General features: G+C 40.1%; 22 protein-coding genes. 8 read left to right on the top strand and 14 right to left on the bottom strand.

Annotated features, from left to right (window positions below):
- Nucleotides 1-42 precede the first annotated feature (42 nt).
- Both ATS72_RS11010 and ycaO read right to left on the bottom strand, forming a co-directional pair.
- Entirely contained in the window at nucleotides 43-3,399 is a 3,357-nt protein-coding gene (locus tag ATS72_RS11010) for an ATP-binding protein (protein ID WP_058430069.1), read from the bottom strand.
- 112 nt (nucleotides 3,400-3,511) lie between these two features.
- Nucleotides 3,512-5,272, bottom strand: coding sequence for a 30S ribosomal protein S12 methylthiotransferase accessory factor YcaO (ycaO, locus tag ATS72_RS11005; protein ID WP_058430070.1), 1,761 nt, complete (start codon nucleotides 5,270-5,272; stop codon nucleotides 3,512-3,514).
- A gap of 147 nt (nucleotides 5,273-5,419) precedes the next feature.
- Here ycaO and ATS72_RS11000 point away from each other — a divergent pair, with 147 nt between their 5' ends.
- From ATS72_RS11000 to ATS72_RS10985, 4 genes are all read left to right on the top strand, one after another.
- Nucleotides 5,420-7,702 carry a penicillin acylase family protein gene (locus ATS72_RS11000; RefSeq protein WP_058430071.1) on the top strand — a complete coding sequence of 761 codons (2,283 nt, stop codon included), beginning with the start codon at nucleotides 5,420-5,422 and terminating at the stop codon, nucleotides 7,700-7,702.
- A gap of 57 nt (nucleotides 7,703-7,759) precedes the next feature.
- Complete coding sequence (locus ATS72_RS10995) at nucleotides 7,760-8,608, top strand: MBL fold metallo-hydrolase (RefSeq protein ID WP_006792482.1); 849 nt, start codon at nucleotides 7,760-7,762, stop codon at nucleotides 8,606-8,608.
- 88 nt (nucleotides 8,609-8,696) lie between these two features.
- Nucleotides 8,697-10,229 carry a bifunctional GNAT family N-acetyltransferase/carbon-nitrogen hydrolase family protein gene (locus ATS72_RS10990; RefSeq protein WP_008129436.1) on the top strand — a complete coding sequence of 511 codons (1,533 nt, stop codon included), beginning with the start codon at nucleotides 8,697-8,699 and terminating at the stop codon, nucleotides 10,227-10,229.
- On the top strand, nucleotides 10,229-10,546 hold the full coding sequence (locus ATS72_RS10985) for a DMT family transporter (RefSeq protein ID WP_006792480.1): 318 nt from the start codon (nucleotides 10,229-10,231) through the stop codon (nucleotides 10,544-10,546). The genes ATS72_RS10990 and ATS72_RS10985 overlap by 1 nt, the downstream gene beginning before the upstream one ends.
- A gap of 81 nt (nucleotides 10,547-10,627) precedes the next feature.
- Here the strand turns inward: ATS72_RS10985 and ATS72_RS10980 are convergent, their stop codons facing one another.
- Nucleotides 10,628-11,506: a DMT family transporter gene (locus tag ATS72_RS10980; RefSeq protein ID WP_170865580.1), complete on the bottom strand. Its 879-nt coding sequence runs from the start codon at nucleotides 11,504-11,506 to the stop codon at nucleotides 10,628-10,630.
- 255 nt (nucleotides 11,507-11,761) lie between these two features.
- On the opposite strand from ATS72_RS10980, the gene ATS72_RS10975 reads away from it, so the two are divergent.
- A complete protein-coding gene (locus ATS72_RS10975; protein ID WP_058430073.1) occupies nucleotides 11,762-12,145 on the top strand; it encodes an MAPEG family protein in 384 nt (127 codons plus the stop codon).
- Nucleotides 12,146-12,218: 73 nt separating this feature from the next.
- Here ATS72_RS10975 and ATS72_RS10970 read toward each other — a convergent pair whose 3' ends face one another.
- The 3 genes from ATS72_RS10970 to ATS72_RS10960 all read right to left on the bottom strand — a co-directional run bounded on the left by ATS72_RS10970 (nucleotide 12,219) and on the right by ATS72_RS10960 (nucleotide 14,606).
- A complete protein-coding gene (locus ATS72_RS10970; protein ID WP_058430074.1) occupies nucleotides 12,219-13,430 on the bottom strand; it encodes a M56 family metallopeptidase in 1,212 nt (403 codons plus the stop codon).
- 9 nt (nucleotides 13,431-13,439) lie between these two features.
- Nucleotides 13,440-13,814: a BlaI/MecI/CopY family transcriptional regulator gene (locus tag ATS72_RS10965; RefSeq protein WP_058430075.1), complete on the bottom strand. Its 375-nt coding sequence runs from the start codon at nucleotides 13,812-13,814 to the stop codon at nucleotides 13,440-13,442.
- Nucleotides 13,815-13,913: 99 nt separating this feature from the next.
- Entirely contained in the window at nucleotides 13,914-14,606 is a 693-nt protein-coding gene (locus ATS72_RS10960) for a pseudouridine synthase (protein WP_006792474.1), read from the bottom strand.
- A gap of 92 nt (nucleotides 14,607-14,698) precedes the next feature.
- Between ATS72_RS10960 and ATS72_RS10955 the strand changes: the two genes are divergently transcribed.
- Both ATS72_RS10955 and ATS72_RS10950 read left to right on the top strand, forming a co-directional pair.
- Nucleotides 14,699-15,004 (top strand): DUF6482 family protein, encoded by a 306-nt coding sequence (locus ATS72_RS10955; RefSeq protein WP_006792473.1) that lies wholly within the window; start codon nucleotides 14,699-14,701, stop codon nucleotides 15,002-15,004.
- 40 nt (nucleotides 15,005-15,044) lie between these two features.
- Nucleotides 15,045-15,452, top strand: a complete 408-nt coding sequence (locus ATS72_RS10950) for a GNAT family N-acetyltransferase (RefSeq protein ID WP_008129452.1) — start codon at nucleotides 15,045-15,047, stop codon at nucleotides 15,450-15,452.
- A 36-nt stretch (nucleotides 15,453-15,488) separates the two neighbouring features.
- Here ATS72_RS10950 and ATS72_RS10945 read toward each other — a convergent pair whose 3' ends face one another.
- Both ATS72_RS10945 and ATS72_RS10940 read right to left on the bottom strand, forming a co-directional pair.
- Nucleotides 15,489-15,845 carry a HopJ type III effector protein gene (locus tag ATS72_RS10945; RefSeq protein ID WP_058430076.1) on the bottom strand — a complete coding sequence of 119 codons (357 nt, stop codon included), beginning with the start codon at nucleotides 15,843-15,845 and terminating at the stop codon, nucleotides 15,489-15,491.
- Between the two features lie 19 nt (nucleotides 15,846-15,864).
- Nucleotides 15,865-17,160 (bottom strand): hypothetical protein, encoded by a 1,296-nt coding sequence (locus ATS72_RS10940; protein WP_058430077.1) that lies wholly within the window; start codon nucleotides 17,158-17,160, stop codon nucleotides 15,865-15,867.
- A 156-nt stretch (nucleotides 17,161-17,316) separates the two neighbouring features.
- On the opposite strand from ATS72_RS10940, the gene ATS72_RS10935 reads away from it, so the two are divergent.
- Nucleotides 17,317-18,357: a hypothetical protein gene (locus tag ATS72_RS10935; protein WP_058430078.1), complete on the top strand. Its 1,041-nt coding sequence runs from the start codon at nucleotides 17,317-17,319 to the stop codon at nucleotides 18,355-18,357.
- On the opposite strand, the gene ATS72_RS10930 is transcribed toward ATS72_RS10935, so the two are convergent.
- The 6 genes from ATS72_RS10930 to lptM form a co-directional block, all read right to left on the bottom strand.
- Entirely contained in the window at nucleotides 18,344-19,054 is a 711-nt protein-coding gene (locus ATS72_RS10930) for an HAD-IA family hydrolase (RefSeq protein ID WP_010557929.1), read from the bottom strand. The two genes, ATS72_RS10935 and ATS72_RS10930, sit on opposite strands and share 14 nt — an antisense overlap.
- Nucleotides 19,055-19,063: 9 nt before the next feature.
- Nucleotides 19,064-20,008: a tyrosine recombinase XerC gene (locus ATS72_RS10925; protein ID WP_008129459.1), complete on the bottom strand. Its 945-nt coding sequence runs from the start codon at nucleotides 20,006-20,008 to the stop codon at nucleotides 19,064-19,066.
- Complete coding sequence (locus ATS72_RS10920; RefSeq protein ID WP_058430079.1) at nucleotides 20,005-20,616, bottom strand: DUF484 family protein; 612 nt, start codon at nucleotides 20,614-20,616, stop codon at nucleotides 20,005-20,007. Before ATS72_RS10920 ends, ATS72_RS10925 begins: the two co-directional genes overlap by 4 nt.
- Entirely contained in the window at nucleotides 20,613-21,443 is an 831-nt protein-coding gene (gene dapF, locus ATS72_RS10915) for a diaminopimelate epimerase (protein WP_010557932.1), read from the bottom strand. The genes ATS72_RS10920 and dapF overlap by 4 nt, the downstream gene beginning before the upstream one ends.
- 64 nt (nucleotides 21,444-21,507) lie before the next feature.
- Complete coding sequence (lysA, locus tag ATS72_RS10910; RefSeq protein WP_039038207.1) at nucleotides 21,508-22,761, bottom strand: diaminopimelate decarboxylase; 1,254 nt, start codon at nucleotides 22,759-22,761, stop codon at nucleotides 21,508-21,510.
- The gene (lptM, locus tag ATS72_RS10905) at nucleotides 22,762-22,956 is read right to left on the bottom strand and encodes an LPS translocon maturation chaperone LptM (protein WP_006792465.1); all 195 of its coding nucleotides are present in this window, start codon (nucleotides 22,954-22,956) and stop codon (nucleotides 22,762-22,764) included.
- Between the last annotated feature and the right edge of the window lie 150 nt (nucleotides 22,957-23,106).

The raw sequence follows: 23,106 nt of genomic DNA, 5'->3' as shown, positions 1-23,106 counted from the left end.
TAAAAATATTAATTGTTAATGCTAATTAGTGGTAAGCCTTATTTAACTGCCAAGCCAGTGCTGCAACTTGGGTTTTAAGGCGGCCATATCAAGCGGCTTAGTTAAGTAATCGTCCATGCCCGCAGCAATACATTTTTCTCTATCGCCTTGCATGGCATTAGCCGTTAAAGCAATAATTGATACAGCATTATATTTTTCACCTGCTCCGCCTTGTCTGATTGCCTGCGTGGCTTGATAACCATCCATTATTGGCATTTGGCAATCCATTAAAATAAGTTTATACGGGTTATTTTGTTTGGCGTTTAGTTTGCTAATTGCTTGCTCACCATTTTCAGCAATATCAAAGATCACCCCGGCCTCTTTTAACAATGCAGAGGCCACAACTTGATTTATCTTATTGTCTTCTACTAACAATAAAACGGGCTCTGATGAATCTTTAATAGGTGCTTTTGTAAGTGTATTAATGAGTTGCGCCTGATTTAATTGCTGCTCTAAAAATTTTTCATTAGTGAGTGAATCAAACAGATCTGATGGCGTAAGAGGTTTAAAAATCATGCAGTCGACATTCATTTTAAGCGTTGATTCTTTTTGTGAATAACTCATTGGCGCCATAATTACTGATTTACATTTAAACTTTTTAATAAAGTTTTGTAAGGCGGTTGTTTGCGTTTTTGCAGCAACAGAAAAAAAGTGATAATCAACTAAAATTGCATCGTATGAATGAGTCGTCTCTTCTAAGTGTATCAGCACCTCATTATAGTCATTAATAAACTCCACATGGGCCCCCCAAATCATCAGCTGTTTAGTGGCTATACTGGTATTTAAGTGGCACTCATCAATAATTAAAATACGTTTGTTGTTTATTAGATGGCTTGGTAAATCTTGCTCTTTACTTAATCTAGGCTGTATTTTTACACTAAATGAAAACGTACTGCCTTCGCCTTCAACACTGTTGACACTGACGCTTCCGTCCATTAATTCACATAGTTGTTTTACTATCGTTAGCCCAAGGCCTGTACCGCCAAATTGGCGCGTAGTTGAAGTGTCGGCCTGTGTAAATGAATTAAATAATGATGTTTGCTGGTTTTTATTAATACCAATACCAGTGTCAATTACTGAGCACTCTAAAAAGGAGCCATCGGTGGAGTCGTCCACTCTGGCTATAATAATAACGTCACCGTTTTTAGTAAATTTAACAGCATTGCCAATCAGGTTATTAAGAATTTGCCTAAGCCTATTCGGATCACTAATTATTTCACTTACTGTAATTTGGGTTGCGTCTAAAATTAGTTTTGTATTGTTTTGCTCTACTTTTAGTGCAAATGATTCAACCACTTCACCTAATAATTTTGGGAGATTAAATTGAATACTATCAATATTAAGTTTACCCGCTTCCATTTTAGAGAAGTCTAATATGTCATTAATAATATTAAGCAATGATTCGGCAGATGATTGCGCAAGCTCTATATGATGTGCTTGTTGTTGATCTAACTTTGTTTGCTTAATTATATTTAGCATGCCTAGCACCCCATTCATAGGAGTGCGAATTTCGTGGCTCATAGTTGCTAAAAATTCACTTTTTGCTGCCACCGCTTGCTCGGCTAATTCCTTAGCTTCTACTAATTCTTGTTCTGCTTCTATGCGTTGCTGGCTTGAATGTAAACTGCCTATAAGTGTAGCCACTGTGATTAAAAAACTTTCTTCGTTTTTTGTCCACAAGCGTGTGGTTTTGCATTGCTCAGCACATATTATTCCTAATACCCCGTTGCCGGCAGGGATTGTTACGCACAGCATCGATTTTATTCCCAATGGCAATAAGTAATATGGCGACAAAGGAGATAGCGCTGAATTATGAATAACGTCGGGAATATTAAAAACAGCTTGGTGATCAAGCATATTAAAAAAGTCAGGAAGGTGTTTTCTAAGCCAAGTTAGTTCAACGCTCTCGGCCTGTGTTAATTCGCTATGAAGTGCAAACGGTATTAACTGTGTTTGGTCTTCGTTATAAAAACGAATGCTGGCACGCTCAATTTTTAAAGCATGGCAAATAGCCTCAGTGAGTATGTCTTTTGATTGGCTAAGTTTACCGTTTAAAATGAGCTTATTAACTGTTAATGAGGCTAACGTTTCATTGTGCAGCGCTGTAAAGCTGTTTTCTAATTCAATTTTTTTACGGGTATCAATATTTTGTAGCGAACCAAAAATACGCACACATCGACCATTTTTATGTTCAGCTTCTGCGTTAACAAGTACCCATACCGCTTCCCCTTCATCGTTTATTACCTCTAGTTCAACTTCATAACTATGGCCATATTTAATAGCACGTTCGAGTAGAGGTTTGATCGTTTCTCTGCTTTCGCCCTCTTTAAAATAGCTTAAATCTTCAGGCCATTGTGGCTGGGTATTGAGTGGGTATTTAAACAGTTTTTTAGTCATATCTGACCAATAAACTTGTTTCGTTTCTAAATTAAACGACCACGCACCTATTTGCGCCAAATCACTCATGGTTTCTAGCATTCTTTCGTTTTTTTGCTGGCGGTCAAGCATTTTTAAAAAGAACAAAAATGCCCATGTAAGTAACGCACAAATAATAATTATTGCTAAACGTAATGGCCAAACTGCTGAGTTGGGTGGGCTCCAGCCCTGCTTGGGTGCAACGTATAACTGCCAGCTTCCGCCTTGAAAGTTTAACGAAAATGCGAGGGGATCTTGATTTAATATTGCGGCGTCACCAAAAAAAAACTCGCCTTTATCGCCCAGCCCATTTCTGCCTTGGAGTGCAACGTTATATTTTTCTTTAAGATCTAAAATTCCGGCGTTTTTATAAATTTTATTAATATCTAGAACAACAGAAAGTAATCCCCAAAAATTTTTATCAGGCGGGGTATAGACTGGCACACGCGCTATGAGTGCCTCACCTCCTTGCACTAGCGTTAACGGGCCAGCCATTATAATTGTGTTGGTGTCTCGCGCTTTAATAGCGTCAGCGCGTTGATTTTTATTCGCCAGCAAGTTGAGGCCCAGAGCCGCTTCATTTCCTTCAAGCGGGTAAGTCATTTTAATAATCATATTGGGTGCACCGCCAATATTTCTAAGCTCTTTTGATGTATTAAAAAGGGGGGCTGCAATTTGTGCAAAGCGTTCTTGATTTAAGTTAGGCTCTGCAGAAACAGCCACGCCTAAGCCGCGTACTAACTGAATGTTAGAAATTAAAATGGCTTCTAGTTGTGCTCTATAGGTGCTTACATCGGAGAGGATTTGAAGGCGATGAGCGTCTTTCACGCGAGTGTAATTAATGCGCTCTAGTACAACACTAATAAGCAGTAGTAGTGTCATCGATAACCAAAAAGTTCGGTTATAGTTGTGCGCACTTGCTTTTTTATTGTTAATTGGTGGCATTAGCTACTATTGGCTTGAATTTAGGCAATTCCACTATAGCTATTTATTGTACAAATTAAAATGACGCTTATGCATAAGCGCCATTTTATTTTTATAATTAACGATCTAAATATCAAGAATCGCTAACATCACGTGCCCAATGATTTTGCTTAGCTACATGTAACTTACGGTAGCCATCAAGTAGTGCTGCGTGCTTTTTAAAGCCTTCAAGCGATAAACCTGGGAAGGTTAAACCATTAAATAATGTACGGCCTTCAGCAATTTCAATTGCAAGCGCTACGTTGTCGCTACCAAACATTAAACCCAGTGCATCTTGGTAGTCGGCGTATTCACGCTCGTCATCGTATTTAATTTCAAGAATGGCTTTTAAGCAGCGGAAATGGCGCATTGCCTCTTCGTTTACTTGGCCTGTATGCAGTATCCAATCAACCCAATCAATTGCTTCTTCGCTGCCTGCGGCTAAACATAGGTGCGCTTTAAGCTCACCAATACGTAGCGTATGCCAAGGTGTATCGGCATCGGTTGCAAGGCCAATAAACTCTGCAGCGCGAATAATATCACTGTGGCCGGCTTCCTCTAAGCTATCGTAAATGTCCATCCATTGCTCAGCATCGTACTGATCAAGCGATAGGAATGCTTCACGGAATTTAGCGCCTTCGTTGTTGTTACGCCAAATCAGCTCATCTACTGGGTAAATGTCTGACATGCCCGGTACTAAAATTCGACATGCATACACGTTTAAGTGCGTGTAATCCATAATGTAAATGTCGTGGTTCATGCTATGAATTAAATCTGTACAGAAGTTATATTCTTGCTCTGTTGTGCCGCTAAAGTCCCAGTGTACAAAGTCAAAATCAGGCGTTGCACGGAAAAAGTCATGCGATATTAAACCGCTAGAATCAATAAAGTGCAGTTCAATGTTTTCAGGCGTTGCCACTTCGTCATTATCAAACGTGGCTGGTTGGAACACATCAAGCTGATCAAGGCGACGACCTTGTAAAAGTTCTGTAACGGTACGCTCAAGGGCTACTTCAAATGAAGGGTGAGCACCAAACGAGGCAAATACAGAGCCATCTGTTGGGTTAATCAGCGTTACGCTCATTACTGGGTATTTACCGCCTAGTGATGCATCGGCAATACGTAAATGAAAACCATGGCTACGCAGTTCTTCACATGCTTCGTGAATTTGTGGGTACTGCTTAACAACCTCTTCAGGCACGATTGGTAAACAAATGCCTTCAGCAATAATACGGTTTTTTATTGCGCGTTCAAATACTTCAGACAAGCCCTGAACTCGCGCTTCAAACTTGGTGTTACCTGCGCTCATACCGTTAGATACAAAAATATTACCAATCACGTTTACTGGAATGTACACGTCTTGGTTATCGCGTTGGCGCGTGTATGGCAATGTACAAATGCCGCGCTCGTTATTACCAGAGTTAAAATCAAAAAGGTGTGATGCATTAAGTTCGCGCTCTGGATCAAAGTAATCCCACAGGCTTTCATCCATTATGCCCTCAGGCACTTCTTCACCTTCAACTTTAAACCATTTTTCGTTTGGGTAATGAGTAAACTCACCGTTGGCAAATTCTTCACCTAGGTAAAAGTCAGCAAAAAAGTAGTTACAGCTTAAACGCTCAAAATATTCACCAAGTGCAGAAGCAATAGATGCTTTATCAGTTGCACCTTTACCATTAGTAAACATAACACCGCAGTCGCTATCTTTTATATGAACCGAATAACAGTTAGCTACAGGGTTAAGCCAAAGCGCCTCTTCAACATTAATGTTTAGGGCTTTAAGCTTGTTTTGCATGGTAGAGATTGACGATTCTAAATCGCGGTCTTTACCTTTGATAAACGTTTTTTCAGTCATATTGATCTCAACTAGTTCTGCACGATGTGTGGAAGTGACATTATCGTGGATTTTGATGTTTATTTCATCCTTTGCGAGCAAGATCATGATTATTTAATAAATCTGTGGTTATTATATAAGCAACGCAAAGGGTGGAAGGGCAACTCAATGTATAAACTAATCAAACGCTTGTTGTTATTAATTGTAATTTTAGGGCTGAGTGGCACCGCTGTTGTGTATGGGGTACTTAGCTTAAGTTTACCTGCACTTGATGGCAACGGGCGCAGTATGGCAGTGAATGACCCCGTTAAAATTTCCCGTGATACATTGGGCCAAGCTGTTATCAACGCTAAAAGCCGTAACGATGCCGCTTATGGCTTAGGGTATGCGCACGGACAGGACCGATTTTTTCAAATGGACCTACTTAGGCGTAATGCTGCAGGAGAGCTAAGTGAATTATTTGGTAAAGCCGCTGTTGAGCTTGATAAAAAAATGCGTTTTCATCAACTACGAAAACGTAGCCTCGCTATTTTAAATACCTTACCAGAGCGCGATAAACAGCTGTTAAAAAGTTATGCTCAAGGCATAAACGAAGGTTTAGCCCAAGTAGGGTATGCAAGCTTTGAATATATACTTACCGGCGCAACTCAAAAACCGTGGCAAAGCGAAGACAGCTTATTAGTGATTTTTAGCATGTACTTAGATTTACAAAGCATGACATTTAATCGCGATCAAACTTTGATTCAATTAGAGCAAATATACAGTAAAAATATGGTTGATTTTTTAACGCAACCTAGCCAATACCAAGCTGCGCTTGATGGTAGTAAATTAGCCCCATTTGCAGGTGAATTACCCATTCTTACATCGCAAACGACTCATGTTGCAAGCCACATTGAAGCCCCTCAAGAGCTTGGTAGTAATAATTGGGCCGTTACCGGAGAGCTTACAAAAACAGGAGCTGGTATGGTGTCTGACGATATGCACTTATCAATGGCGGTGCCCGTTATTTGGTACAGAGCGCAGCTTAATTACACGCAAAATGGTGAACAATCTCAAATAACAGGCGTATCACTTCCTGGCACTCCTGCCATTGTAGTGGGAACCAATAATAAAATTGCATGGGGTTTCACTAACGGTTATTTAGATACTGCCGATTGGATTGAGCTAAATAGCGATAGCAAAACATGGCTTGTTGATGAGCCTATTTTATTACCAGAAGGAGGCGTTGAGACTTACTCGCTAACAATGAGTAAATACGGCCCAGTAAAATACATTAACGAAAAGCCTTATGCGCTTAGTTGGGCAGCGCATCAACCTTATGCGGTTAACATGCAGCTATCAAAGCTTGAGCAAGCAGATACTGTGGACGATGCGCTCGCCCTTGCAAGTAATGTGGGTATACCTGTACAGAATTTAATGGTTGTTGATAGCTTAGGTAATGCGGCATGGAAAAATATAGGCGGTATTCCGGCGCGTACAAATGTCAGTGAGTTAAGTGTAAATGCACAGCAGTACTCTGCACTCTTTGAGCAAAACGAAATTAATCGCCCATTTTTTAAAAACCCACCCAGCGGGCGATTATGGACAGGAAACTCTCGGGTTGTATCTGCCAGCGACAACGCACGTTTTGGTAATGGCGGCTACGCATTAGGTGCACGTTCAAGCCAAATTCGTGACCGTTTATTTGAAAAACAAACCTTTGCCGAGAGCGACTTTTACGCACTACAGCTTGATAACCAAGCCCGCTTTTTAATGCCATGGCATGAGTTGTTACTCAAGCAGTTAAAAACCAATGAGGTTAAAAATGCGAAGTACATCACAGAGCTTGAAAACTGGCAGCAATGCGCATGTGCTTCTTCGGTAGGCTATACCCTGGTTAAACGATATAGAGACGAAGTTATTAACCTTGTGTTTAACCATATTGAAGTCACTCTTAATGAGCATGAGGGCACACTTAAGCCTATCAAGCGTGGGTTGGAGCCGGCGCTGTGGCAACTTATTAATAATAGACCTGCATCTTGGATTAACCCTCAATTTAATAGTTGGGACGAACAATTAGCGGGTGCTTTTGATCACACTGTAAATAAATTGAGTGAGCAATTTGGTACTGATATAAAACAGTGGCAGTGGGGTAAAGTTAATGAGCTGGTAATCGAGCATCCTTTTGCAAAACAAATCCCTTTATTGGCAAAGTTACTTAATATGCCAACCGCTGCAGGATTTGGTGACTCCTATATGCCTGCGGTGCAGGGGCAGAGTTTTGGTGCATCACAACGTTTTATTGCTCAACCAGGGCATTTAGAACAGGCTATTTTAAGCGTGCCGGGTGGCCAATCGGGTCACCCGCTATCAGAGTTTTATAGAGCTGGTTTTAGCGATTATATTGAAGGGAAGCAAACTGCGCTATTACCACAAACGCTAATGCATCAAATCGTTATCTCACCAAAGTAGTGTGAGCCAAAATGTAAGTAATCACGTTCTATATAACTCTAACAATGGAGAACTAAAATGAAAAAATTACTACCCGCGTTAATAACAGGTTTACTACTGAGCGCATCGGCTCATGCAGACGATAACCCCGTTACCGCAGAAAAATTAAGTGAAAGTGTCTATGTACTATTTGGGCAAGGTGGCAACATTGCTGCAAGTGTGGGTGATGACGGTATTTATATTATTGACGATCAGTTTGCTAAGCTCTCAGACGATATAAAAAAAACCATCAGCGATTTAAAGCCTGGTAGCGCCGAATTTGTAATTAATACCCATCACCATGGCGACCATACCGGCGGCAATGAAAATTTTGCAAAAGCCGGTGCGCATGTCATTGCGCACGACAATGTTCATAAGCGTTTGAAAGAAAAGCATGGTGAGGGTTCTAAATTTTTACCTCGTATTAGTTTTGGTCACGATTTAAAACTACATTTTAATAACGAACACGCACACGTTGTGCATTACAAACATGCCCATACCGATGGTGACTCAGTTATCTTTTTTAGTAACGACAACATAGTTCACATGGGTGATATTTATTTTAATTTTGGTAGCTTACCGTTTGTTGATGTAGATAGTGGCGGCAGTGTTGATGGAGTATTAGCTGCGGTTGACGATGTTATTAACCAAATCGACGATAATACACAAGTTATTCCGGGGCATGGTCCAGTAAGTGACCGTTCAGGGCTGATAACGTATCGTAAGCTGGTGCAAAAAGCCAAAGATGTTATGCTTAAGGCAATGCAAAACGATGCAAGTTTGCAGCAAGTACTTGACGCCGACCCATTATCAGAGCTGGGTCTTAAATATGCAAAATGGCTACCAAAAGAGCGAGTAACCACATTGTTTTATCGTAGCTTAAAGTAACTTGCAAAGTGAGTTAGCACGCATAATATAGTTTATTAAGCTGAGCATTTGTTCAGCTTTTTTGTTCCCATGCCCCAAGGAGTTGTGTATGTCGGCAGAAAAAACCCACCTAGAAATTTGTAACTTGACCAAAGAGCAGTACCCACAAATAAAAACGCTAATGGATCAAGCTTACCCAGACTTAGGTGGCGCATGGCCAAGCCATACCATTTTTAGATTAATCGATCAGTTTCCAGAAGGGCAAATAGGCATAGTAGATGACGGCGTGCTGGTGGGTTTAGCACTAAGCGTGCAAGTAGACTACGCCCGCTTTTCAAATCCGCATACCTACGAAGACATTGCTGACGGCCATGACCGTGTATTCAGCGATACCGATGGCGATGCGCTATACGGTTTGGATGTTGCCATTAGCGAAACTCACCGAGGTATGCGCTTAGGGCGTCGCCTTTATGATGCCCGTAAAGAATTGTGCCGCCAATATAACTTACGCGCTATTTTAGCGGGTGGCCGTATTCCGCGTTATTACAATCACAGCAGTGAAATGACGCCAATGGAATACATTGAAAAGGTTGACCAAAAAGAGCTTTATGACCCAATTTTAAGCTTTCAGCTTTCTAACGACTTTCAGGTAAAGCGATTACTAAAAAAGTACCTACCTGAGGATCAAGAGTCTGTAGGTTACGCCACCTTACTTGAGTGGAATAACATAATGTACGAGCCAACCGACACCGTACTCGAATCGACTAAATCAATAGTACGAGTAGGGGCCGTGCAATGGCAAATGCGTTGTGTTGAATCGGTTGAAGAAATGCTCAAGCAGGTAGAGTACTTTGTAGATACGGTATCTGACTACAAAAGTGACTTTATTTTATTCCCTGAATTTTTTAACGCGCCGCTGATGGGATTAACTGAGCAAAGCAATCAAACTGAAGCAATCCGCTATTTAGCCGAATACACCGAAACGTTTAAAAACGCCATGTCGCGTATGGCAATAGAATATAACGCCAATATTATTACTGGCTCTATGCCACTTGCCGAAGACGACAAAATTTATAACGTAAGTTATTTATGCCACCGTAGCGGTAAAATAGACGAGCAGCGCAAAATACATATAACCCCGCATGAACAAAATGATTGGGTTATTCAAGGCGGCGACAAAATTGCCGTATTCGATACTGATGCTGGGCGCGTTGGTATTCAAATTTGTTACGATGTAGAGTTCCCAGAGCTTTCACGCATATTAGCTAAGCAAGGGCTTGATATACTGTTTGTGCCGTTTTGGACCGATACTAAAAATAGTTATTTACGGGTTCGCCATTGTGCACAAGCGCGGGCAATCGAAAACGAATGTTATGTGGTTATTGCAGGTTCAGTGGGTAACTTACCACAAGTAGAAAGCCTAGACGTACAGTACTCGCAATCGGCAGTACTGACGCCATCTGACTTTTCGTTCCCGCACGATGCAACACTTAACGAAGCAACACCTAATACCGAAATGTTATTATTTAGCGACCTTGATATGGATAAGCTAAAAATTCTTCATAGCGAAGGGACAGTGCGTAATTTAAAAGATCGCCGCGAAGATTTATACGACGTAATTTTGAAAAAGAGAGATGTTTAATGGCTTGGGTTTATTTAGTCATTGCCGGCTTGCTTGAAATAGGCTGGCCAATTGGTTTAAAAATTTCACAAAATCCCGACACACGCTGGCAGGGAATAGCAATGGCCATTGCATTTTTAACAGCCAGTGGTTTTATGTTGTGGCTTGCACAAAAGCAAATATCAATGGGGACTTCCTATGCCGTATGGACAGGTATAGGTGCTGCGGGTACGTTTTTAGTGGGTATATTACTTTACGGTGATGCAGCCACGTTTGGGCGTATTGCGGGTGTGCTTATGATCATTTGCGGTGTAATAACGCTAAAAATCAGCTCTTAAAAAAAGCGCTTAACATTCGCTTTAAACGTTATATGCAGCTTATAGTAGCGCAGGTTTAAAAGCCTGCGCTTTTTTATGTTCTCAATTTGGCAGCATCACCAAAATAGCGGCGATGGCTATAAGTATTAAGCCCGCGGTATCTTGCTTTTTAAGCGGTTGTTTTAACCAAAGAACGGCAATTAGCATGGTAAAAAATACCTCTACCTGACCAAGCGTTTTAACATACGCCACATGCTGTAAACTCATTGCACTAAACCAGCCAATAGAGCCTACACAACTAAAAACACTAATTGCTGTTGTAATGCCTTTATATTGCCAAAGTTTACTAAGAGTATGCGGCTCTTTTAGTAATAAATAGCCAAGTAATATAAGCGTTTGTAGGCTTATTACAAACAGTAAAACCCATGCAGCCGAGTGCGGAAATAATAACCCTGAGCTTAAGCTCGCTTCACGTACCCACAGCGATGTAAGGGCAAAGCTGGTACCACAGGCAAGGCCCAGTAACGCTGTTTTAGCATCAAAGTGTTTTACGCTGGTTATACCGCTAAGTAAAAGCACCGCAATAGCGCCTAAAAATACACCCAGCCAACCAAGTAGGCTAAGCGCAGAGCCAAAAAATAATACGCCTAAAATAGCCGCTACTAAGGCTTCACTCTTGGCAAGGCCTGCACCTATGGCGTAATTATTCATTTTAAACAGTTTTACCATTAAGCCGGTGGCGAGTATTTGCATAATACTTGCGCCAATAATAAATCCCCAAAAGGCATTATTAAAGGTAGGCATGGTGGTATCTTGATATTGATACAAGCCGTACAAATACACTGCAGCAATGGGGCCGGCTAAAATAAAGCGCGAAAGCGTTACGCCAGCCACACTTGCATGTGAGCTTAAATTACTTTGCAGGGCATTTCGCCATGCTTGCATAAAAGCGGCTAAAAAAGTGAAAAAGATCCAGGTCATGGTATTCGTCGATAAAAAATAAGGTCTTTAAGTTAACAATCTTTGATTATTAAAGCGACGCATTAAGGGTGATAGTGAATATTCATCACCTGCGACATTATGCCGCACTGCTTTATGAGTAAACTTAGCTATAGTAAGTGTGATGTTATTGTTTAGCCGCCAGCGTTTGTCATAAAACGTATTGGCGGCTTTTTTTGTGCGTGTATGGTATATGTATTGCTCAAATTATCAGATTTTATAATAAGAGAATAAACTATGACGACATTAGTAGTATGCGCATTATTGGCCGTATTAATGCCTTACTTTGCAAAAGTGCCTGTGGCAGTTGCGATGGCAAAGCTTGGCCAATACGACAATAAACACCCACGTTCCCAACAAGCAAAACTAACTGGCTTTGGTGCTCGGACGCTCGCTACTCATCAAAATTGTTTTGAATCACTCGCTGTTTTTGCTGTTGCTATTGCAGTGGTATTTGGTGCTAACTCGGTAAACGCAGTAACCGAAACCTTGGCGGTTACTCATATAGTCTCGCGCATTTTGTATTGTATTTTTTATTGGTTGAACTTAGATATTATACGTTCGCTTGTATGGTTTATTGGCTTAGGTACTGCCATTGCCATGATTGTAGTGAGTATTTAACTTTATTGTTAAAACCACAAAGCAAGCGGCCTAAAAGGGCGCTTGCTTTGTGTTCTTGTATTACCCAACAGCACTAATGCGATACTTTAATTCGTTCTATCAAATCGGTATGTGCAACCTCGCTGTTTATGGCAAAATCGAGCTGTACAAGTACGTCATTAAAGCCGGCCTTAGAGGTTTTATACTCCCACTTTGCCAGCGCTTCTTTAGCTGATTTATCAAAAACGTCTGACGGCTTAGATTGAATGACACTAATGTTTTTTGTTCTGCCATTAGCGGCAATATCGTATTTTAACACCACAGATCCGCTAATGCCTTGCTTAGCTGCTTGGGCTGGGTAGTGAGGCTCAATGCGAATTATTGGTGAAATATGCTCTTCTTTAGCGCCCTCTGTTTGCGGTTGCTTTGCAATAGCGAGCGTGCTTAACATACTTGCTGCAACTAGCAGTAAGCCACCTTTGGCAAAGCGAGAGCTACTGCCACTGTGCTTTATATTGGTAAGTCGTTGTAACATGTTTTTTTTATCTCCGTAGTGTGAATAAGCCATTAGGCCTGCGGGCGTTGCTGCCGCGCAGTTCACTAAGGCTTTGCTGTATAAAATGTGTTGGTGTGTGGTTTTATTGGCAAGTACCCGTTCATCACAAGTCAGCTCTTGTAGACGGCGCATGCTTGCGTAACAAAACCAAGTGAGTGGGTTAAACCAAAGTAAAATAGTGGGTAACAGCATGAATGCGTTTGTTAGGTTGTCTTTGCGTTGAATGTGTACGTTTTCGTGCTCTAAAATAAGCGCCAATGTGGCTTTATCAAACTGGGTATTATAATCACTTGGCAGTACTAGCTTGCTTTGAAAAATACCCACCACCATTGGTGTGGCTACATGTTGGCTGATATAAGTTTTAGCATTTGTAGTAAGTGTATGGTTAAAGTGTGTTAGCTCAGTTAGCTGCAGGCTTTTAACAAAACGAGTATGTGTAATAAAATTAGCTATTAATAACCCCGCAGTAATAAGTACATACATAAGTGCCCAGCTAATACCCATTTCATGTGTAAAAGGCTGGTTAGGGGTAATTAAGTAATGGCTAATATTGCTATTTTGCAGTGGTTTAATCGCATTGGGTAAATTAGCGATAACTAATGCCGCAGGAATTAACCACGCTAACTTGTATACAAACCGCGCGCCAAGGGTTTTTAAACCAAATCGCTCGAGTAAAATAAATCCACAAAACAAAATACTCAATAGTAGTTGTTGCTCAATTAACCAATTAAACCCAGTTTGAATAACCATCTTAATCCCTTACTTTTGGTTTTTTTCCCAGTCATCAATGACTTTTTTAAGCTCATTTATATCTTGCTGCGAAAGCTGCTCTGATTTAGCAAACCCGCTTACCAGCGGCGCTATACGGCCACTAAAAAAGCGCTCAATAAAGTTTTTGCTCTCTTTGAGGGTGTAGTCGGCGCGCTCTATACAAGGGGTATAAATATATTGGCGGCCGTCTTTTTCAAAGGTCAGTGCGCCTTTTTTAACTAATCGACCCAGTAGGGTTTTAATGGTTTTTTCGTGCCATTGCTTATCATCGCTTAAGCGCTCAATAATTTGGCTCGCGGTGGCAGGGTAATTAATCCAAAGCGCATCAAGCACGTCGAACTCTGCTTTTGATAACTCAATCATTTTATTGCCTACAAATGTAATCTTTAAGTTAAGACTACACCTGTAATCTATTTTTGCAAGGTTATTTTTTAACTTTTTTGTGAGCTATTTAAACGAAGGTTAGATTTTTGAAATATCAGTTTTATTAATTTGTATAGAGTGGTTTTCAGGTAGGTTTAGGTTTGAGAGGGCAAGTTCGCTAAATTGCACTCTAAATAAATCAATTACTTTAAAGCCGCAGTAATGCGCCATTTTACGTATTTGTCTGTTAAGCCCTTGTTTTAAAATAATACTAAATTGATTGTCAGCTATTTTAGTTACTTCACACGGTAAGGTTATTTGTTTATCAACGGGGATACCTGCAGCCATTTTTTCACAAAACGCGTTATTAATCGGTTTATCTACCGTGACTAAATAACGTTTAGGCTGGTGGAAGTCAGGGTGAATAAGTTGATTACAAAAGTCACCGTCGTTGGTCAAAATAAGCAAGCCGCGAGAGTCTTTATCTAATCGGCCAATGGGGTAAACCCGGGTGAGGGTAGGTAAATGGTGAATAAGGCTGGCGGGGTCATTTTCATTTAATTTGCAGTCAATACCTACAGGCTTGTGGTACGCAAAATAAACTAAATCGGCTGCCCCTTTAACTACTTGGCCATTAACTATTATGTCGTCTTGTTCATCAACGTGATCAATATGATTAGCAGGGCGATTATTTACCGTTACTACCCCTTCATCTATTAAACGCGATGCCTGTTTACGCGAGCACACGCCTGCATGAGCAATGTATTTAGCAAGGCGGATTTTGGTGCTCATAAAGTGTTCTCGTTAGTTGGTAATAAAAAACTGATCGCGATTATAGCAAAGCTGCGTATCGATAGAGCGATATTTAATTAAGGTGAACAAAAATGGGTATGAAATTTTCTGAACTAAAAAATCATGAGCCGCTACAAAAAGTAGTTGTTCACTCACTTGAAATGGCGCTTTACCAGGTTTCTGTGATCATTAATAACGTTGAATATTATGTAACAGAGGAAGATGGCGAATTTGTAAGAGCAGTAAGCCCGCTGCATGTACAAAAGCGGTTTGAAAAAATAGCGTACGCACAAATGATGCTTCGCCACACAAGCGCTTACGACGAAATGTGCGGGCAGCCCGAAAAAACGTCAAGCAACTTACTTGAAGTGCCTTTCGGTAAAAATAATCTTTTTTAATTAAGTGTGTTTGCTAATATCGCTTTTTTAGGAGCGGTATATGTATCAATTAAAATCTGATAACAGTGATGCGTTAAACTCAACTTTACGTAATAAAATAGTTGATTTTAATGCCAAGCATTTTGATGCGCAAAGAGTGCCACTCGGCTATAAATTTGTTGATAATAATAACGAACTAATGGCTGGTATTAGTGGTTGCGTATTTGGCAATTGGCTAATTATAAATTGGCTTTGGTGCAGTGAAATCGCCCGTAATGAAGGCCTTGCCGGGCAGTTGCTCACAGAATTAGAGCAAGCTGCAATATTGCTTGGCGCTAAAAAAGCCCAGCTAGACACTCTCGACTTTCAAGCAAAACCTTTTTATGAAAAACGCGGATACAGCGTAAAGTATCAGCTTGATAACTACCCACTTTGCGGCACCCGCTATTTTATGGAAAAACCACTTTAATTTACAACATAACTCAAGTTTTTAACAGGAGCCCAGTTACTTCGCTGTTAAAGGCTCGCCCTCAAACGTAACACCTAAAAATGGTGTCGTCTCTGGCGCTAACATAAACGTGCGAATGTTCATATGATCGTCGCCGTTAGGGTTTTTAAGCACCTCATCGCGGTAAAACTTACCAAAGCAATCAAGAGTGTTTTGCTTGCTAAGCCCATTGAGTTTTGCAAACGCAAAAATTTTACATGAACCGTTATTTTCACTCGCTGAACTCAGCAACCCGTGGTTATTAAAGGCACAAGCAGTAAAATCGTAATTGGCTTCAATCACCGCCATTGTATCGGTAAATTGAATGTTTTTTGGGTTCTCAGCCAGCTGTTGTAAGAAGTCGAGTAATAACATAAGTATTCCTATTTAAAATTTAGTTATTGTTCATAAGTTCAGCACTAATTAACAGGCCATCATAAGTATGAAAATAACCATTCCATAGTTCAGAAGTAAACTCTGCTTTATCTAAAAACTCATCGTACTCACCTATGCTTGACAATGAATCTGTAAAACCTTCGTATTTAACGCCCGCAAATTGCCAAGCAGAACTTTTTTTAAAGTAATTAGCTAACGCTTTTAGCTTAATGTTTTTAGTTGAAAAAGGTTCGATTAGTTTTATTTTTGAAATGTAGCCAGCATTATCATATAAAAGCTCATTGCAGTTCGTTATGATAATTTTTTCATGATCTGCGTTTAATAGTTCAAGTGTAAAATTGCTTCTGTTTTTCTTTATATAGTCGTCAACTAAACCATTACCTCCGTAGCAATTACTATTACCTTTAATGCTTTTTACGAGAGTACCTTGCGAAATGCCTGCTATTTGCTGCTGTGTTTCAGTCATACTTTTTTTGTACGTAGCAGTATTTATACTTGAGAAGCTCTGTTTAAGTTTGCTAATAAGTTGAGTTGTTAATGCTGTATTTAACTTAATGGGCTCATGTGAATCTAAGTGTATTTCTAATTCTTTATTTGTTAAAGGCAACTCATTGTTTAACATCATAGGAAGTAAATTTATGTGAAATTGGTAGCCTACAAGTTTGCTATCGATAAAGTGAAAAGCGTGATTTCTGCCGTATATGAGTATCTTCTTATTTTCACTGCCTAATTCTAAACTTGCTAACCCTAATGCTGAACGTGTTTGCTCAAGGCTTTGCCCTAGTTGCTGCCCAAAAAACAAAGACGGTGTCACACGCATATCATTAAATTCTTTAAACTTAGGTCCGTTACTCATATTTACCGTAAACTCTATTTTTTTTCCTTTAACAATATGAGTTTTCCCTTGTTTGTGTTTCCCCGCGATGAACATATCTTCGGTAATGGCTTTTTGTTTATTACAGTTTTTAGACGGTGTAAATGAGCCCACGTAATCTAGATGCCCAGTGACCTTACTAAATGATGAATTATTTTTGCGGGATGAAATCTCTAATTGAAATTGATCTACAACATGTACGCTTTCAGCATTTATACCTTTGTTATTGTACTTTTCGATTGCTTTGCTTCTAAGTCGTCTTTTTTCAGACGTTTTATCGTTTAGATTTGAAAGCTTTGTGCTTAACTTTACTTCAATAGTTTCAGACGTAGGCTTACAGCTTTTGTCTTTGAAAAAGAAGTCAACCGCATTGGCTTTAGAGTGACAAAGTAAAAGCAGGGCTAATAAGATAAATCGCATATCAATTCCTTTTGTTTGTTTAGCAGTCAACTGTAACGTATATGTTTATTCATTTATAGATAATTTCATTCAACCAAAAGAGATTGTTTAGAGTTTGCCTTTTGATAAAGATGTAAGTACGGTAATTAAAAGGATTAATATAACTATATGCTTAGAATGAAAAAATTACTTTTTTTACTATCGTTATTATTGTTTGGTTGCACTCCAAGTGAAACTGATACATTAAATGAAATGTATCAAACAGCCAAAAAAGAAAAAGATTTAATAAAACTTCAAAACTCTCTGCATAACTTAAGTGCTCTCGAATCTGATACTTGGCAAGACGAGTACATCAGTATTACTCAGTCCAACGAAAATATAAAATTAGCAAATGAGGCGCTGAGTCTAGGCCAACTTCACGACGCATTAAATTATGCAATAAAGTCATCGCAGACTTTTTACAGTAAGCAAGCGAGTGAAGTTGTGAGTGAAGTAAATAAAAAAGCAGTGAACCTAAAAAAGTTATACATCGAATTAAATACGCTAGATAAACAAAAAGATTCACTCAATAAGCGCATAGCAATGATTCACGAGCAAGATCCAAAAAATTGGAACATCATTGAATTTAATATGCTGTTGGTCGACTTAATTAATATAAAAAATATTTTCGCCAAATTAGCGTCAAAGCTTAACAAAGTAATAAATGAAGGTGGTATTTATGTCGAGGCTAGTGAGCAAACCACTAAACAGCTAGCATTGTTAGACGATTCTATTAATATATTGCTTTCTCAGGTAGTTAAGCCTGTAAGCCATGGTCTTATTAAGTTTAGCGTATCTACATCTGAGCAAACCCACTTAAACCTTAATCATTTTTCAGATAAAAACGTGCCAAGTATGATGGCTTTCTACTACAAAAAGTTTAATGTTGAGAACAAAAAATATACTGATTTACTTGAAAACGCTCATTTAGTGACTTTTCAAAATAACTACAAAGGCGCTATCAATATTTCAAATTTTTATAGTCTTTACAGTGAGCTCTCTAACCCGCCTGAAACATTCGAAAACTACGAAAAAATAATACAGTCAAAGCAAGTTGACGTAATTGCTATAGCCGACAAAGCTGAGCCTTACATACGTTTAAATCCTAAAATTACAGTATATAAGGCTCATTTTCTTACCGCGTTTTATGAAGATTTACAGCAGTTTATGAACGAATAAAATGCGTTAATGCGTGAATATTGGTGATTTCTACGTCAGCTAGGCCTTTGTAGTTATACTTAGCGTTTTGATCGTTTAACCACACTGATTGGCAACCTGTGTTATTGGCGCCTTGTACGTCGGTATCTAGGCTATCACCAATATGAAGTATGTCGCTTTTGGTGACTTTTAAGTGCGCAGCTGCTTTGTCAAATAAGGTGCTATGAGGTTTAGCTTTACCGTGCATGCCCGCTTGTAGCACTAGCTCAAACTTATTGTGTAAATTAAAGCGTTCTATTTCAACATTGCCATTGGTTATGGCGATTAAGGTAAAATGTTGCGCTAAGTTATCAAGTAGCACTAATACGTCGTCGCTGACTACAATGTTACTGCGTGCATCGGCAAATGCGTTATAGGCGTTACTAGCGTGCAGTGCTACTTCTTGTTCAGTAAATCCTAACTTTGATAGTGCTAAACGCAATGTGTGCTTGCGCCACTGCGTTACATTGTCTTTTAGTTCTGGCTGTTGCAGTGCGGCAAGTTGCCGGCATTGTTGCCAGTATTGAGGGCCTTGTTCTTGGTAGCGTGGTAATGCATTTAAGTAATTTTGTTGGGCGCTAACGGCTGCTTTTATAATTGGGTGGTTGTTGTATAGCGTGTCGTCTAAATCAAAGCTCATGACAGAAAAAGGGCGTATTGCACGATTAAATCGGATCATTATAATTTCCTAATCAGTTTGTTTTTTGGCGCGCGGATGGGTGTTGTCGTACACTTTGGCTAAATGCTGAAAATCTAAATGGGTATACACTTGTGTGGCCGACAAGCTACTGTGGCCAAGCAATTCTTGTACAGCACGTAAATCACCTGACGATTCTAAAATATGTGATGCAAATGAATGGCGTAATTTATGTGGATGCACCTGTGAGCTAATGCCTTGCTTTATTCCCCACTCTTGCATACGCAAACGCACTTGGCGAATTGAAATACGATTTTTTTGGCTACTTAAAAATACACCTGGCTCGTCTGGCTTTGCAAACTGAGGGCGCACGGTTAACCATTTTTTTAATGCGTCTAATGCCTTTGTTCCCACGGGAATAAGGCGTTCTTTGTTACCTTTACCGCGAACTAATATTTCGCCACTTTTGGCATTAATATCTTGCATGTTAGCGCCAACTAACTCGCTAATACGTAAACCTGATGAATACATAAGTTCCATCATAGCTTTGTCTCTTATTGCTAAAGGGTCGTCGTCAGGAATTTCGAGCAAGCGAGCCATTTGATCAACGTCGAGGTTTTTAGGTAAAGGCTTGGCAAATTTAGGGCCTTTAATGCCGGTAGCAGGATTGTGATAATGCGATTGCTGTGCAATATTTTTAGCTTTTAAAAACTTATATAAACTTCTGATACAGCTCAATTTTAAGCTAATGGTTCGGCCACTTAGTTGTTTGGCGCGTAAAGCCATACTGTAACGGCGAATATGCTCTGCTTGTACGCCAAACCAGTCATCGCATAATTTATTAAAATAAAGGGCTGCAAAACCAAGTTGGCTAACATACTGATTTACAGTGTGCGCTGAATATTGTTTTTCAAATTTTAGGTAGTCGCTAAATAGCGTAATGGGTGTGCGCCAGTTGTCACTTAATTCGCTTATATTAGGCGCATCATCACTCATGCGAGTTTTTGTAACCTTAACTGCAGGGCACTAATAAAATCCAGAACGAACAGGTTGTCTTGTGCGGGTTCAAAATGGTTCACGTTGTTGCTGCCAAACGCGAGTATGGCAATCGGTTGCTTTTCATCACCGATTAAATAAATAGCCGCAGATTGCGTGTCATCACTAAATAATAGAGCCCGTTCTTGCGCTGTAATACGGCCTAAGTAATGTCCAGAGTTTGTGAGGCGGTGTTCAATAAGCTCATCGTAGTCAGGGCTGTATTTTATTAATTTAAAGTCACTTATGTCGTTATTTGAACACACAATCGCGTGTAAATTTTTAGCGATGGTATCAAAGTCGTCATGGCTCCAAAGCTGGCGATGGCATTGGCTGAGGAGACGGTATACGAGCTCATTTTGAACTGCGTGCTGACTCATTGTATCGATTTGATTTTTTAAACGCGTATTGTGTTCACGCAATTGGCGCTGTTGAATATGTACTAATGACGTTGCCCCTTGCGCTTGCTGCTGAAGGTCTAGCTGAGCAAGCACGTTTGGGTGTTTAACTAAAAAGTCAGGATTTTCAAGTAAGTAGCTAGTAATTTTCTCTTCATTTAGCTCGCTCATAACGCGACTTGTCCATCGAATACGTGTTCAGCAGGGCCTGTCATTCGTACAGGGTGACCTTCTCCACTCCAACGTATTTGAAGTGTTCCACCAGGTAGGTCGACTTGTACCGCGCTTGAAAGCTTGCTTTGCATATGGCCAATGACCATAGCAGCACACGCGCCAGTGCCGCATGCGAGCGTTTCGTTTACGCCGCGCTCCCATACTCTTAGCTTTATATGCTCTTGCGATATAACTTGCATAAAGCCAATGTTAGCGCGCTGTGGAAAACGTTCGTGGTTTTCAAGCAGTGGACCCAATACATCAACCTGCGCTGTCGTAATATCGTCAACTTCAAGTACACAGTGTGGGTTCCCCATAGATACTGCGCCACTAAATACGGTGTGTTCTTCAGCCCTTATAATGTAGGTGAGTTCACGTTTGCTGGCTTTAAGCGGTATTTTGCTTGGCTCGAAATTAGGATGCCCCATGTTAACCGTAACTTGGCCGTCTTTTTCTATATAGAGCGTTAAGTTACCCGATTTGGTTGATACACTAATTTTATGTTTGTTAGTCAGGCCTTTCATACGCACAAAACGTGCAAAGCAACGTGCACCATTACCGCACTGTTCTACTTCGGTACCATCGGCATTAAAAATACGATAATGAAAATCAAGATCGGGAGAGTATGGTGCTTCAACCATGAGTAATTGGTCAAAGCCAATGCCAAAGTGGCGATCAGCCAGTTTTTTTATTTGATCTCGTGATAAAAATACATTTTGTGTAATGTTATCAATAACAACAAAGTCGTTGCCTAAGCCGTGCATTTTGGAAAAATTAACTAACATAGCGCTCTAATTCGTGTTTGCTCTGTGGTAATCATGCCACAGAGCAGCTAGTTGGCAAAAACGTTTATGGTAAAATTTTCTCACCTTGATAAAGACTCTCAATGGTTTCACGTTCGCGAATAAGATGGTGCTGTTCACCGTCTACCATTATTTCAGCTACGCGTGGGCGAGAGTTATAGTTTGAACTCATAGTAAAGCCATATGCCCCAGCACTTCGCTGCGCGAGTAAATCGCCTTGTTTCAGCGCCAGTTCTCGGTCTTTTCCTAAAAAGTCACCGGTTTCGCACACGGGGCCAACAATATCAAAGTTGTGAGTTGGCGTATCGTCATCACGAACCGACACAGGTATAATTTTTTGCCACGCTTGATAAAGAGAAGGGCGAAGCATATCGTTCATACCGGCATCAACAATGGCAAAAAATTTACTTTGGTTTTGTTTAATAAACTCAACTTGCGTAATTAATACCCCTGCGTTTGCAGCAATGGCACGACCTGGTTCAAAAATAAGTTCTAAATGGCGGTAGTTTTCTAGGCGAGCTGTTACTTGCTCTGCGTATTCACTAGGATGAGGTGGTTGTTCGTTGTCGTAAGGAACACCTAACCCACCACCTATGTCTAAATGGCTTAATTCTATCCCAACATTTTTTAGCTCATCTATTAGCGCAAGGAGTTTGTCGAGCGCTTCTAAAAACGGCTTTACTTCGGTTAACTGCGAACCAATATGGCAATCTACGCCTATTATGTTTAAGCCAGGTAAAGCAGCGGCTTGTTGATAAACACTTACAGCGGTTTGAATATCAATGCCAAATTTGTTTTCTTTAAGGCCAGTAGAAATATAAGGGTGCGTTTTTGCATCTATATCGGGGTTAACGCGAATAGAAATTGGTGCTACTAAGTTAAGCTCACACGCAACCTCTGAAATACGCTCTAATTCAGAGGCCGACTCAACGTTAAAACATTTAATCCCTAATTTTAATGCATACGCTATTTCGTCAGCGGTTTTAGCAACGCCTGAAAATACTACTTTACCGGCGTCTCCTCCTGCTTTAATTACACGCGCCAGCTCACCTTTAGATACAATGTCAAAACCCGAACCAAGGCGGGCTAGAATATTTAATACAGCAATATTAGAGTTTGCTTTTACGGCATAACATACCAAGCTTTTATGGTTTTTAGTCGCATTGGCAAACGCAAGATAGTGGCGCTCAAACGTTGCACGAGAATACACATAGCAAGGCGTGCCATATTGCTGAGCAATAGCGGCAATACCCACATCTTCAGCAAACAATTGATTGTTTTTATAGTTAAAAAAATCCATTTATTGCTCCTGTTTGACTGGTGTTGTAGGTTGCTTGGCCTCTGCGGCAGGCACCATAGTGTTTTCTGGTTGGTTTTGCTCGGCCTGTTGTTCAGGCAAATATAATGGGCCGCTTTGTCCGCAGCCAGCTAATGCGCCAAATAGGGCCGTGCAAATTAATAGTTTTTTTAATTGTAAGGTATGTGTCGCTTTCATTAGATTAATATTGTTGCTGGCTTTATAATCGCAGAGTAACAGAATATCTAAAAAATGCAGCTATTCGCGGATGATTTTATTCCTGTTACACTAGCTGCATATTTTTAACGCAATTACGTACCCAATATTAGGCGGCCCGCCTGCAAAGGA

This window comes from Pseudoalteromonas sp. 13-15 (assembly GCF_001468205.2).
Taxonomy (GTDB): Bacteria; Pseudomonadota; Gammaproteobacteria; order Enterobacterales; family Alteromonadaceae; genus Pseudoalteromonas; species Pseudoalteromonas marina.
This window is presented reverse-complemented; position numbering and strand designations above follow the sequence as displayed.